11 protein-coding genes are annotated in these 13,518 nt (G+C 34.8%); 4 read left to right on the forward strand and 7 right to left on the reverse strand.

All coding sequences use genetic code 11. The features are described 5' to 3' along the window. Positions 1-96 precede the first annotated feature (96 nt). From recF to OZD64_RS00990, 3 genes are all read right to left on the reverse strand, one after another. A complete protein-coding gene (recF, locus tag OZD64_RS00980; protein ID WP_274999143.1) occupies positions 97-1,194 on the reverse strand; it encodes a DNA replication/repair protein RecF in 1,098 nt (365 codons plus the stop codon). A gap of 16 nt (positions 1,195-1,210) precedes the next feature. Continuing rightward, on the reverse strand, positions 1,211-1,678 hold the full coding sequence (bcp, locus tag OZD64_RS00985; RefSeq protein WP_010963157.1) for a thioredoxin-dependent thiol peroxidase: 468 nt from the start codon (positions 1,676-1,678) through the stop codon (positions 1,211-1,213). Between the two features lie 189 nt (positions 1,679-1,867). Continuing rightward, positions 1,868-3,295, reverse strand: coding sequence for a sensor histidine kinase (locus OZD64_RS00990; RefSeq protein WP_038198431.1), 1,428 nt, complete (start codon positions 3,293-3,295; stop codon positions 1,868-1,870). Positions 3,296-3,360: 65 nt separating this feature from the next. Here OZD64_RS00990 and OZD64_RS00995 point away from each other — a divergent pair, with 65 nt between their 5' ends. The 4 genes from OZD64_RS00995 (at position 3,361) to OZD64_RS01010 (ending at position 6,390) form a co-directional block, all read left to right on the forward strand. Continuing rightward, positions 3,361-4,536, forward strand: a complete 1,176-nt coding sequence (locus OZD64_RS00995) for an aspartate aminotransferase family protein (protein WP_010963155.1) — start codon at positions 3,361-3,363, stop codon at positions 4,534-4,536. 14 nt (positions 4,537-4,550) lie between these two features. After that, a complete protein-coding gene (rimM, locus tag OZD64_RS01000) occupies positions 4,551-5,057 on the forward strand; it encodes a ribosome maturation factor RimM (RefSeq protein ID WP_006279718.1) in 507 nt (168 codons plus the stop codon). A 62-nt stretch (positions 5,058-5,119) separates the two neighbouring features. Beyond that, complete coding sequence (efp, locus tag OZD64_RS01005; protein WP_266408265.1) at positions 5,120-5,686, forward strand: elongation factor P; 567 nt, start codon at positions 5,120-5,122, stop codon at positions 5,684-5,686. A gap of 8 nt (positions 5,687-5,694) precedes the next feature. Beyond that, complete coding sequence (locus tag OZD64_RS01010; protein ID WP_006279720.1) at positions 5,695-6,390, forward strand: inositol monophosphatase family protein; 696 nt, start codon at positions 5,695-5,697, stop codon at positions 6,388-6,390. Between the two features lie 118 nt (positions 6,391-6,508). On the opposite strand, the gene hemA is transcribed toward OZD64_RS01010, so the two are convergent. From hemA to OZD64_RS01030, 4 genes are all read right to left on the reverse strand, one after another. Then, a complete protein-coding gene (gene hemA / locus OZD64_RS01015; protein ID WP_006279721.1) occupies positions 6,509-7,717 on the reverse strand; it encodes a 5-aminolevulinate synthase in 1,209 nt (402 codons plus the stop codon). A gap of 64 nt (positions 7,718-7,781) precedes the next feature. Next, positions 7,782-10,547, reverse strand: a complete 2,766-nt coding sequence (locus OZD64_RS01020) for a host RNA manipulator TomO (protein ID WP_274999144.1) — start codon at positions 10,545-10,547, stop codon at positions 7,782-7,784. Between the two features lie 38 nt (positions 10,548-10,585). Beyond that, a complete protein-coding gene (gene htpG, locus OZD64_RS01025; protein ID WP_095742876.1) occupies positions 10,586-12,481 on the reverse strand; it encodes a molecular chaperone HtpG in 1,896 nt (631 codons plus the stop codon). 607 nt (positions 12,482-13,088) lie between these two features. Then, positions 13,089-13,358 carry a hypothetical protein gene (locus OZD64_RS01030; RefSeq protein ID WP_244663114.1) on the reverse strand — a complete coding sequence of 90 codons (270 nt, stop codon included), beginning with the start codon at positions 13,356-13,358 and terminating at the stop codon, positions 13,089-13,091. Positions 13,359-13,518: the final 160 nt, after the last annotated feature.

The raw sequence follows: 13,518 nt of genomic DNA on the forward strand, positions 1-13,518 counted from the left end.
AAGACGCCAACTACGTTGTTTTCTTGCTGTTTAATCTGCACAGATGAAGATAACTGAATACCTTCAGTTTCATGATAAGGGGGCTGGCGAGGTTTGTCAAGGAAGTTTTGCATTTAATTCATTTGATAATTCAAAAAACTTGAAAGAATAAAGATAGCTATTGAAATTATCTTGATTTACATCAGTTACCCAAGTTTGACATTGAATACTTAACACTTCCTCCATTAACGCCTTTCTGTAATGTTTATCCAGATGAGACATTATATCATCAAGTAGAAGAAGTGGTGCCTTATTGTAATGAATACACCTTGCTTTTACACTGGATAAAATAATAGAAAGCAGTAATAACTTTTGTTCTCCAGTGGAGCACAGATTTATTGGTACGTTTCTTTTTTGACAAAAAACCCGAAAATTATCGTTATGCACACCAAAGGTTACTCTACCAGTCAATGAATCTTTTTCTCTGTTTTCCTTTAGACGATTCTGAAAATATTCTGCAGTATCGTCCAAAGTTAGCTGGCTGCTGAATTTCAAACTTGCCTTCGGAAAAAACTCACTGGAATGGTTATCAATTGTGTCTTGTAGTGTCTTTAAAACAGACGATCGCATACGTAAAATACTAACTGCATTAACGGCCATTATGTTTTCAAGACTAGAGAGCCAATTTTCGTCCAAGGTGTTCTCTCTCAACAGTTTACTTCGCTCACGTTTAGCTTTTCTGTGTTTCATGTAGCAGCAAGTGTAATTTTCCTCAAACAGTGAGACTATACGGTCTAAAAATTTTAATCTGTCACTTGGAGAATTAAGAAGAACATAGTCCATTTGTGGAATCAGCCATATTACATTGGATATCTTATACAAAGATGAATAACTCGATTGCGTTTTTCCATCAATTTGTATTAGTTTCTTATCAAAACTCTTTGCGATACCAATTGAATTAAAATCCATTCCATTAAAAAAATCATAGTGCACTACCCAATCTTCATTACTGAATCTATTTTGTATCTCACTGGCTTTTGCTTTTTTCATTCCATTGCTTTTAGCAAGCAACGAGATTGCTTCAAGTATATTAGTTTTACCAATACCGTTTTTGCCAGTTATTACAACTGAGCTATCATCTGAATCCAGTTCAAAGTTTGAGTGGCTACGAAAATTATGTAATTTCAGCTTTTTTATGTAGCAATGGGTAGCCATTAACCTATTCTTTAGTTTATATTCTCTTTACTTCTTCCAGAACCTCATCAACATGTCCACTAACTTTTACATTTTTCCAGATCTTCACTATTTTACCTTTTTTATCTATTAAAAAAGTAGTGCGTTCTATTCCCATATACTTTTTGCCAAACATACTTTTCTCTACCCAAACACCATATTTTCCCAACATTTCAGCATTCTCATCAGAAACTAAAGAAAACGGCAGAGAATATTTTGCTTTGAAGTTAGTGTGACACTTAACACTATCTTTTGATACACCAATTATCACTGTGTCAAGGAAAGAAAAATCATCTATTTTATCTCTAAAGCCTTTTGCCTCCATTGTACAACCCGGAGTATCGTCTTTAGGATAAAAATAAAGAACTACATTTTTTTTATCAAAAAATTCACTCAGTGATAAATTTTCACCAGAATCTGCTGGCAAGCTAAAATCGGGTGCATTATTTCCTACTGCTAATTCCATACCTTGCTCCATTAATAACACTTCCATCTATAGTAGTATATTGTAGTCAGAGTATCAAATTTTATATATAGCTAACAGATAAGATTCTTGATGGGGGCTTATTGATGAATTTCTGCCTACCTTCTCGGCTTGCCGCTCTTGATAAAGTGTGGTTTTCGTCTGATGTAAGGCCATATCAAATAGATCCTATTAAAAATCAATCGAATCTTCACATGTTTGTTCTTCATAAAAGAAGTTCAATGTTATCGTAGTACCAAGTTTTGCTTCACTTTTAATGTCAAAAGTTCCACCCATTAACTCTACTAATTTCTTGCTTAGCGGCAATCCGATGCCCGTACCTTCGTTTCTATACCCCGAATCTGCTTGGCCAAAAACAGACATAACTTTATATATGTCCTGCTGCATTATTCCTATTCCATTGTCATGAAACTCAATAGTTAATAAGTTTTTTTCTATATTTTCTTTTATCACCATTCTTATTAAACCATCTTTGGGAGTAAACTTGATTGAGTTTGATAATAAATTTATTATAACTTGTTTCATTCTCTTGGGATCTGCAATGACTAATAATTGTTTATTAGTCATCTCTTTTTTTAAATTAATCCCGGCTTCTTTTAATTTAGGCAATAGCATATTTACACATGAATCTATTATTTTGTTCAGGTTAAACTTCACTTTTTCTACTGTTAAACTACTTGATTCAGCTTTTGAAAAATCTAACACATCATTAATTAAGGCAAGTAAGTGTGTCCCTGCATTATATATATCGTCTGCATACTCCTTGTATTGAGAGTTATCCATTGAACCTAAAGTTTCATTTTTGATCAACTCTGCAAATCCAATAATAGCATTAAGAGGTGTGCGTAATTCATGTGTAACGCTTGCAAAAAACTTTAGCTTGTTTGCATTTTCTTGCTCTAATGTCTCTTTTATCTGCTGTAATTCAATGTTAGTTTTATGTTGCTTGGCTAGCATTTGGGTATTAGAAAAGTGCAAATAGAACATTATTAATATTAAGATTATTAATAATAGGCCCAAAAATGTTAAAAACAGGCCATATGCTATAACATAAGAATTATTGTAGTTTCGAAGAATCTTCAAAAAAAACGACGGTTTAACGCTATTTTCATGGAATATAGGGAAAATAGAAGTTAATGTATTTCCTGTAGTATAAAATATTTCTTGGTTACTTAATAGTTTATCAATTTCATCGTTTGTAAGTAACTGTTCATAATCATAATCTTGAGTGTTAAAATTACTGAATATTATTCTGCCGTTTTGATCATACAGTATTAAGCTGAAATCCTTTACTTTGCTCACTGATTGTAATAATTCAGCACGTAGTTTTACTAGTTGGTTTATGTAGTCAAAATTTTTGTATTTAATGTGATGCTTTTCTATTAGTAAATAATGGTATTTTTTTATTATGCCATTTTCCAGTACGCTTTTTAAGTTTACACTTGAATCACGGTAAGAAGAAAGGAAATTACTCCTTAGTAAATGATTACAATATATCACACTGAATAAAATCATAAAGATCGATGAGAGTAATACAATAACTTTTGTGTATTTGTTTTTCTTCAACGCAGAAAACATCAATTTACCTAGCTTATACATATCCTTCTTATTGTGAAACAACGGTTTTTACGTTATTAATAATAAAATTTAGTATATAATATTTTATGACAATTTCTCCTATTTTGCCAGTTTATTCTCCTGTTAATATAAATTTTTCTCATGGCAAAGGTATCTACCTATATGATGTTGATGGTGAGCGCTACGTAGATTTTCACTCCGGAATAGCCGTTAGTAGCTTAGGTCACACTAATTCGCGATTAATTAGTGCTCTTAAATTGCAAGGAGAAAAATTATGGCATATATCAAATACCTATAATATACCTGCTGCCAATAATTTTGCAGAAAAATTAATAAACAATAGTTTCGCTGACACTGTATTTTTCTCAAATTCTGGATCAGAGGCAGTAGAATGTGGACTTAAGATTGCTAGGATCTATCAAAATGGAAAAGGCAATAAAAATCGTCACAGAATTTTAACATTTCATGGTGCATTTCATGGAAGAACCTTTTTAACTTGTGCTACAAACGATAAACAGAAATTTTCTGAATTACTAAATCCCTACATTGATTGGTGTGATAACATCGAGCCCAATATTGAGAGCGTAAAGAAAGCAATTTCAAGTGGTATAGGCGTTATATTAATAGAACCAATACAAGGGCAAGGTGGTATCAAAGTAATGAATGAAGTCTTTATGAAAGAACTAAGAAGGCTGTGTGATGAAAATGACATATTGTTATTTTTTGATTGCGTACAATGCGGTGCTGGTAGGACAGGAAAATTATTCGCATACGAACATATAGGAGTGGAACCTGATATATGTGCTCTTGCAAAGGGAATAGGCGGGGGGTTTCCGCTGGGGGCTTGTCTTGCAACTGAAAATGCTGCTAAATATATGGCGGTCGGTATGCACGGTTCCACTTTTGGTGGCAATCCGCTTGCAACCTCAGTAGGTAATGCTGTGCTCGAAGAATTGCTCAGCCCCGGCTTTTTGAAAAATGTTGAAATTAGAGGTAAATACTTAAAAAATAAACTAGAAGACTTAGCAAGTAAATTTCCAATAATAGAGGAAGTAAGAGGGAAAGGGTTAATGCTTGGAATAAAAGTGAAAGCAGACAATCAAAAGTTTGCAGAAGAGTTAAGTCATCGCGGCTTGCTTACTGTTGGGGTAACATCAGATAACGTTGTGAGAATTTTACCTCCACTCATTATCACTGAAAAAGAGATTGATGAAGGCATCGAGATTTTGACTCAATATTTATCTGAGAAATCTTCTGATTAGATACTTGCATTAATATGAACGACAATCTGGTATGCTTAGGAATTATTACCTCTCCTCACGGAATTAAAGGAGCTGTTAAAGTAAAAACCTTTACTGAAAAGCCTGAAAATATCTCCTTATATGGTAAGCTAATAAGTGGTGATGAGAATTATAAAATAGACTCAGTATCCGTCATAGGTGATAATTTAGTAATAGCTACAATAAGCGGAGTAAATTCCCGTAATGAAGCAGAGCTTTTAAGGAATAAGAAGCTATATATAGAAAGAAGCAAGTTACCAGAGCTAAATGATGAGGATGAATTTTACCAAAGTGACCTTGTAGATATGGAAGTAAGGCTGAAAAGTAATGAATTATATGGCTATGTAAAATCTGTGTATAATTTCGGCTCAGGGGATATATTAGAAATTTTAGTTATCAGCACAAAAAAACGTATTATGCTGTCTTTCACTAAAGAGATATTTCCACATATAAATATAAAGGGGAGGTATATAGTATTAAATATACCAGAATTTATTGACTAATAAAGACTTTGATATTTATATAAAGCTATTTATAATTATAAGATCAAATTGAAAATGTAATTATGGCAGAAAGAGCTAACGATATCAGACCAGGTCAGGTGTTGGAACATAACGGCGGATTATTTTTGGTTGTAGGTATTATGCATACTCAACCTGGTAAAGGTGGTGCATACATACAAGCCGAAATGAAAAACATCAAAACCGGAGCAAAACACTATGAAAGATTTCGTTCTGATGCAACAATCAGAAGGGCAATTTTAGATGAAGAGGAATATGTTTACCTTTTCACTGCAGGAAACATTGTAAATCTTATGCATCCAAGTAATTACGAGCAAATCACTATAAATTTGGACTTATTGGGAGAAAAAAAAATTTATTTACAGGATAACATGAAAATTAAAGTTGTAGCTTATCAAGACAAAATAATTTCTGCGCATGTGCCTGATTATGTTACACTTGCTGTGAAAGAAACAGAGTCTGTTATTAAAGGACAAACTGCTACTGCTTCTTATAAGCCTGCAATTTTGGAAAACGGAATGCGCGTTAACGTGCCTCAATTTATAAAAGAAGAGGATAAAATTGTAGTATATACTCCAGGTGACAGCTATTATGAAAGAGTGAAAGAGTAAAAGGAAGAATGTCCCTCTCATCACCACGAATTAATGTGATGCTTGATTCTGTGCGTAATGCTTCCAAGCAGCTTATGCGCGATTTTAATGAATTGCAAATTTCTAATGTTAAATCAGCAGACTTTATTAATAAAACTTATTCAAAATCCAAGCAAACCATATACGATTGCTTGCACGACTACAAACGAGACTATGGTTTTATTTTTGAAGATGATACTGATCAAGAAGTAAAAGATAACACTTATACCTGGTTTATTATGCCTATAGAGGGCAGGGAGAACTTTTCTAGTTGCATGGTTTATTTTGCAGTATCAGTCTGTCTCATTCATAAAAATAAAGTTGTGGCAGCTGTAATTGATGCTCCGGCTCTTAGAGAAACTTTTTGGGCAGAAGAAAAGAAAGGTGCTTTTCTTGAGGATTTTAGATCTCGTCATGTAAAAATGCGAGTGAAAAGCCGTGAAGGGGGTCTAATAGATGTAAGTGGTAATTTGTTAAATAAATTGCTGCCTGGCAATAGTAATGTACGCTCCATAGGTTCAACAATTTTAGGCTTTGCATACCTTGCGGCAGGAAGGCACAGTGGAATAATTTACTCTGGAGTTAACAAATATAAAGCCTTGCTCGGTAGACTTTTTCTGCAAGAAAGCGGTGGAAGGCTAACGGAAGACAACGGGCTAATCATTGCTGGAGATATAAAACTATAGCTAAAGTAATTTATGTTTACCTACAATTTGATAAGCGTAAAACTCGTCATTCCGCTACTTGTTAGCGGAATCCATGCTGAGATACCGCGAATAAATCGCGGTATGACGTAGGGCTGTACTAGCTATAGCATAAACAGGCTACAGAGATAGACAACTTTTCGAAAACTTTTACAAGAGATTCTGTTAAATGCTCTATCATTTCATCGGTATGATAAGGTGTAGGGGTAATACGGAAACGCTCAGTTCCTCTTGGAACTGTCGGGTAATTTATATGTTGAACATATATTCCATACTCATCAAATAATAATTTTGATGCTTTTTTGGATAACTCTGAGTTGCCAATTATTATTGGAATTATATGAGTTTCTGTTGGAATGAAGTTAATTCCTGCATTTCTCAGTGAGTTTTTTACTTTTTCAACGACTTGCTTTTGCTTTTCCCTTTCAATGTTGCTCGATTTTAGGTGCTCAACGCTTGCCTTTGCTGCCGCTGCTAAAACAGGCGACATAGCAGTGGTAAAAATAAATCCTGGAGCGGAACTTCTTATTACATCTACCAAGCTCTTTGAAGACGCTATATACCCACCCATCACTCCAAAAGCCTTTGATAGTGTACCTTGAATAACGGTTATTCTATCCATCAGACCTTCTCTTTCTGCAATTCCGCCACCATGTGAACCATACATGCCAACTGCGTGCACCTCATCCAAATAGGTAATTGCATTATGTTGATCTGCCAGGTCGCATATTTCTTTAAGCGGAGCTACATCACCATCCATTGAATATACGGATTCAAGTGCTATTATTTTTGGTGTCTTTTTGTCTATAGACTTGAGTAACTGCTCTAGATGATTAACATCATTGTGTTTAAATATATGTTTTGGCCTTTTTCCTGATTTTATGCCTTCTATCATCGAAGAATGGTTCTTCTCGTCTGAAAAAATTACTACGCCCGGAATAACAGACGATAAAGTGCTAAGTGTTGTCTGGTTAGCGAGGTAGCCACAAGCAAAAGTTAAAGCAGCCTCTTTTTTATGCAAACAAGCTAAGGATTTTTCAAGTTCAACAACCTCTTTTGTTGTACCAGATATATTTCTTGTTCCTCCAGCACCAACAGATGAATTTTGGATAGCGGCAATTACACTCTCATTTTGTGACATTCCCAAATAGTTATTACTGCACCAGACTATTACTTCCCTATTTCTTTCATAGTCCATAATGTGGGGGAGCCTACCTGGTAATGACGCAAAGTGCGTAAATTCACGGTAGCGCCCCTCATCTTTTATATCTTTTATTTTATTCAAGAATATTTCTTCGTAGTTTACCAAGTCCTTATTTACCGATAATTAACATAATTATAATAAATTATTAAATGGTAAACTACTATATTTATTATACATGTACGGCAGTAGGTACTTTCCCCGTGTTGAAAGGTTTGTCAACCTTGTTGTTTTCAACTTGGCTTTTAGGTGTACAGCAGTATATAATTGCAGCGGCAACCAGACAACAAGCTCCAACTGCTATTCCTGCAGCTAGCATTTCCAAATAAACTGCAATAGCTACTCCTGAAACAACTCCAGCTACTGCTAACGTCCATGTAGCTATGGTAGGCCACTTACTCTTTTGCGTATTTTGTGTTGCAGTAATAGAGGTTGATTGATTGTTTATAGCACTAGTTTTTTCTACTGCTGCAGGCTTTTCCTTACTGTTAATAACACCTCCAATTGTAGACACATTGTCAGCATTCGAAGAAACTTCACTTACCCCCAACTTCTTTTCACAACCCGTAATTTCTGGAGTTGTGGTAAGTGTACTATTGCTTCCGGTATTATTAGAACTTGTAGATTGGTCTCCTGAATTTGGCAAATCGTTGTTCAGTGAAATATTAACATTACCTTGTTTTGTATTATGGTTTTTAATTTCTTTTTTAATTTCTTCTACTTTACCCTTAAAGGGACCGTCTTTATTTTTTACATATTGTAGTACAAGAGTAGGAGAGTTACTTTTTAGAATATTTTCGAGTTCTTCTCTTAAGTTAGTACTGGTTTTGCTTATAAGTCCATCAATCTTTTTCTTAACAGGACTGGCAAGTTGCTTAACACCTTTTTTTCCGCTGCCTTTTTTGATTTCACCCTCCTCAAAATTATTAATTAAAGGCTCCTGCGTTGAAACCCCTGTGTTATTTAAGATAGCATTTTCTTCCTCCCCTGCAAGAACATTTTTTTCTGTCTGTTGACTGCCAGCACTTTTGGATTTTGGGTTTCTTTGACTGCTTGGTTGATTGTTATTCTCTTCATTTACTACAGCCGTATCGCCTTTTATAACAGGTGATACTGCATTATCACTGCTGCTTCTTTTATTAACTTGTGTATTCGCTTGTGTCTGTATATTTGCTTTACTGGAAGTATTGATTAATTTACTACTTTCTAACAAATTTCTAATTAGATATCGATGACTCAAAGTATCTCTATTTTTTTGATACTCATTACGAGTCATACTTGGAGAAAGTTCCATACTTATTTTTTCAAGCTGTTCTGCAATTACTGGTAAAGCTTTCTCAAATTCTTCCTTGCATATTGCCTGAAGAACTGCGAATTTTAGGTCAACATGCTGACATAAGGGTACAACAACTCCATAACTAGCTTCTTTTATTGCATTTCTCAGTATATTTTGTATGGTTTGCCTGACTACTTGCTGTTTATTATTGAGTATGCTTTGATAAATTTGAACATGAGCTAGAACACTGACTATAATGTCTTGACTTTCAGTATTAGACAATGCAATCAGAATTGATTCATATATTTCATCAAACTCGTTGTTTTTAGATTTATGATCAAGATAATTAATAACATCATTGCTGCATTTAGCACATTGTTCACACAAGTGCTCGATAAATGCAATATTACCAGCATCCAATGCAGTTTTCAGAATTAAATCATAAATTTCTTTTCTGCCACGAGCTCCTATGTTTTTCAGGATTTGTTGCCTTAGTATTGTCATAACTTTATCATCTGCAAATGCTTGTTCATATACATCGTAAATGGCACGATCTGCACTATTAGTGTATCGTTTGCACAGGTATTCAATGACAGATGTGTGTTCCTGGCTTATCGCAGTTTCTAACAAGGTAGCAAAGCTCTTTTTTAATAACTCTTCTGTTGAGGCTTTTTTAGTTAGCTCATTAATATATCTTTCAAATGCATCTAGCACTATCGTGATGAATTCTTCATTTTTGATCAGAGATGCTGTTTCAAGCGCACCATACAAAGGATTAGGTTTACTTGTTTTTAACACCTGTCCAAAATCTCTTAAAACGTATTCGACAAAAACTGTCTCTAGTAATTCTTGCTCTTTTCTTAGTGCTATAACTGAGAAAAAGTCAATCTTATTAGGTTCGACAAGTTGTATAGCTTGACCTTCTAATCTTTCACAAACTCCATCAGTACCATGGAATTTTTCTATAAAAGCTTCAATATATTTTTGACCACCAACAAGTACAGGTAAAAGACTTAAATTTTCTTCAGCAAAAAGAAAAACCTGATATTGCTCTACTAGCTTGTCATTAGCTGCAGTTGCCAATAATACCAATTCTTTTACTGAATAATCACACTCAAAATTCTCCTGATCAAATTTATACTGTGATAGTACATTTGAGTATATATGTTGATGATCCCTTCTATCTTGTAAATCTAAGTTAAGTTGTTGCTCACAAAAACTCTTTAAATTTACATTATCCAGCGTAATAGACCTGCCTTCATAATCTTCAATATTTTGTACAACCTTGTCTAGTTCTTCACAATTATCTTCTTGTATAGCTTGATTTAGGATATTTGTTATTTCAGCGAAAGTTAAACTTTTAGGAATGGTATCAAATGAACCTTCATCTTTTGATTCTACGGTAAACAACCTATCACAATCATCAGGAAAGTTTGCAAGTATTGCATTCTCTAAACTTAGATCTTCAGAGGGTGTGCTACATGGAGTAGCTGGTATCTCTTGACTTTCGCTATCTAAAACTTCAAACTCTTCTTTAATACCTGAATCTTCAGAATCTGATTTTTCAAAACCATGGCAACTTTTGATTAATCTTTCAGAATTTGATTGGCCCTGTGAAGTTGTATCCTGTGATACAAAGTCTCTAAAATTGGAACCAAACATGTTTTACCTCCTAACTAGCAGCTAAGCTAAGTATAGCATTAAACAGAAATCTTGCCAAGCAAATTATTCAATCTCTTAGCAAACAGACTTACATCATCCATCTCTTCACCTTCCACGATGCAAGCTTGGTAAAATAATAAATGAATCATGTCTTCCAATGTTGGGTTTTCACCACTTTCAGCATAAGATTTCATTATACTCTTTATTACAGGATGCTTAGTATTAATTTCAAGCACCTTTGGCGTGCGGTAATTTAGCTGCTTTTGTTCACGCAAAAAACGCTCCATGCGAAGATCCATAGCACCTTCATCAACCGCTAGGCATACGGGACTATCAGTCAATTTTTTGGAAATTTTTACGCTTTTTACTGAATCTCCAAGCACTGTGGTAAAATATTGCAGTATAGTTTCCTCAGTTTTTTCTTCATTCGATTTATTTTCTTCATCTGTCTTATCTTCTTCTGAAGAGAATTTTTCCAAATCAACATCTGCACGGGTTACAGACTTGATTTTCTGATCTTTGTATTCATGAATTACACTAGTCCAAAAGTCATCAACTGGATCAACAAATAGGAGCACTTCTAGTCCTTTACTGACGAATCCCTCAAGTTGCGGACTGTTTTTCACTGAATCCAAGCTATTTCCAGTGAGATAATAGATATGCTCCTGCTCAGGCTTCATTCTGCTTATATAGTCATCAATGCTGACTAATTTCTCATCACCAGTGCTATGAAATCTGCAAATCGAGAGCAGCGCTTCTCTCTCATCAGTTGGCATAGCTTCACAAAGACCCTCTTTTAATACTGCACCAAAATTGGTCCAGAATTTTGTGTACTCCTCTAAATTCTCTTTTGCCTTTTTACCGAGCTCTGATATCGCGCGTTTAGTGAGGGATTTCCTGATTTGCTCAACAACACGATTATTCTGCAACGTTTCTCTGCTGATATTAAGAGGTAAGTCCGGTGAATCAACAATACCTTTCAAGAAACGTAAATACTGCGGTATGATCTGTACATTATCTTCAGTGATAAATACTTTATTTACATATAACTTAACAGAGCAACGTCTATCTGGATGGAATAAATCAAAAGGTTTTATAGAAGGAACATAAAGCAAATTTGTATATTCTATTGCACCTTCATTTTTATTATGCAATATCATCCAGGGCTCCCCGCCAACGTGGGCAACACTGCGGAAAAAATCGTTGTGCTCCTCTTGAGTAACGTCATTTTTTGGCTTAGTCCAAATTGCAGCCTTACTGTTTAACTTTTCACTTTTTCCTTCTTCGTCTATAAATTCAACAGGAAAATTTATGTGATCAGAGTAAGTAGTGACAATATTTTCAACACGAAATTTATCTAAAAACTCGTTTTCTTCAGGATGCATAATGAGCGTAATTTTGGTTCCGCGAGGGACTTGATTATCTGACTTGCTGATTGAATATTCCCCATCTCCTTTGGATTGCCAGATCCAAGACTCCTCTTCTCCAGCTTTTCTCGATTCTACTATTACTTCTGATGCAACCATAAAGCTTGAGTAAAAACCAACACCAAACTTCCCAATCAGCTCCACAGTTTGGCTTGAATCCTTGCTATTCTTAATCGCATCCAAGAACTTTTGCGTACCAGAGCTTGCAATTGTACCAAGATTGTCTATTAAATCCTGTCTATTCATTCCAATGCCATTATCAGTGATATATAGCTCGTTCTTATCTTTATTGGAGCTGATAGTGATTTTTAATTCGTCACTCAAATCTAGCAAATTAGGGTTTAGTTGAGATTCATAGCGCAACTTATCACATGCATCTGATGCATTTGATATTAATTCACGCAGAAAAATGTCTTTATTGGTGTAAAGTGAATGAATCACTATATTCAGTACTTTCCCTACCTCAGCGTCAAATTTTAAATTTTCAGTTTCTTGTACATTATGCATTTTGAGCTCCATTATTTGCCTACTACCCTAATAATTTAAGTATTGAATCACGATCTTTCAAGGTCACGTACACCAAAATTAATGTGGGTGTAGTTATTATGACACCCAATTTATGGGATCTCTTGCATAACAAACTTTTGGCAACGCATTGGATGAAACGAAAAACTTCCTTGACACCCTTCGCCAGCCCCCTTATCATGAAACTGAAGCTATTTATTTATCTTCGCAATCTCTGCAGTGGATTAATGACAAAAAAACTTAATGTATTTGGCGTAAATCATGCTTAATTTTTTGCACTATGTGCACCTCATGTCTTTATCAAATTTCTAGCTACGCAAGCTGAAATACGCTATTTAAAACATCAAAAAACGCCAACTTAAAAAATGGATAGTGAATAATTAGCTACCCTAGGGTTTCTTTGCCTTTTTTTCTGTTTAGTAAATTTCTTAACGTTTATAATTTAGATTAGTTGCGGCTTAAAAGCGGCTGAGTCACGGTTATTAAGCGTTTAGAATAAAAAAACGCCATACTTGAAAGTATAATGTAAGTAACTAGCCAACCATCGGGCTTTTTTTGCTTTTTTTTCGTTTGGTAAATTTTTTAATACTTAGATTAGTTGCAATTTAAGAGACCAGAAATGGTCAGTGCTTGGCACTGGAATAACGTCCTCCTTTGTTATCCCAGTGCCCAGACACTGGGATCCAGGAAACTTAATTGCAAGTAATGCATTGGATTTGGTGAGTATGGGTTTTATGTTATAGAATGAAACACTTTTGGTGAATTTGTAAAGAAAACTGGATCCCAGTGTTTGGGCACTGGGATGACAAGGTATAAACCTTATCGTCATGCCGCCGCGAACCGTCATACCGCGATTCATTCGCGGTATCTCAGCCGCTAACAAGAGATCCCGCTAACAAGTAGCGGGATGACGGTTGTCGTTCAGCCACAAACATTAAGAAATTTACCAAACGAAAAAAAAGGCAAAAGAAGCCCTGGGGTTATTATCCGCTTTAAAATATTGGCGTTTTTTATGTTTT

The organism is Wolbachia endosymbiont of Drosophila tristis (genome assembly GCF_028981745.1).
GTDB lineage: Bacteria > Pseudomonadota > Alphaproteobacteria > Rickettsiales > Anaplasmataceae > Wolbachia > Wolbachia pipientis.

Bases quoted from the DNA above. Each gene is read 5' to 3' on its own strand.
- OZD64_RS01020 (WP_274999144.1), bottom strand. From the start codon at position 10,547: ATGTTTGGTTCCAATTTTAGAGACTTTGTATCACAGGATACAACTTCA.
- efp (WP_266408265.1), top strand. From the start codon at position 5,120: ATGGCAGAAAGAGCTAACGATATCAGACCAGGTCAGGTGTTGGAACAT.
- OZD64_RS00990 (WP_038198431.1), bottom strand. From the start codon at position 3,295: ATGTATAAGCTAGGTAAATTGATGTTTTCTGCGTTGAAGAAAAACAAA.
- bcp (WP_010963157.1), bottom strand. From the start codon at position 1,678: ATGGAATTAGCAGTAGGAAATAATGCACCCGATTTTAGCTTGCCAGCA.
- OZD64_RS01010 (WP_006279720.1), top strand. From the start codon at position 5,695: ATGTCCCTCTCATCACCACGAATTAATGTGATGCTTGATTCTGTGCGT.
- OZD64_RS01030 (WP_244663114.1), bottom strand. From the start codon at position 13,358: ATGAATCGCGGTATGACGGTTCGCGGCGGCATGACGATAAGGTTTATA.
- rimM (WP_006279718.1), top strand. From the start codon at position 4,551: ATGAACGACAATCTGGTATGCTTAGGAATTATTACCTCTCCTCACGGA.
- recF (WP_274999143.1), bottom strand. From the start codon at position 1,194: ATGGCTACCCATTGCTACATAAAAAAGCTGAAATTACATAATTTTCGT.
- OZD64_RS00995 (WP_010963155.1), top strand. From the start codon at position 3,361: ATGACAATTTCTCCTATTTTGCCAGTTTATTCTCCTGTTAATATAAAT.
- htpG (WP_095742876.1), bottom strand. From the start codon at position 12,481: ATGCATAATGTACAAGAAACTGAAAATTTAAAATTTGACGCTGAGGTA.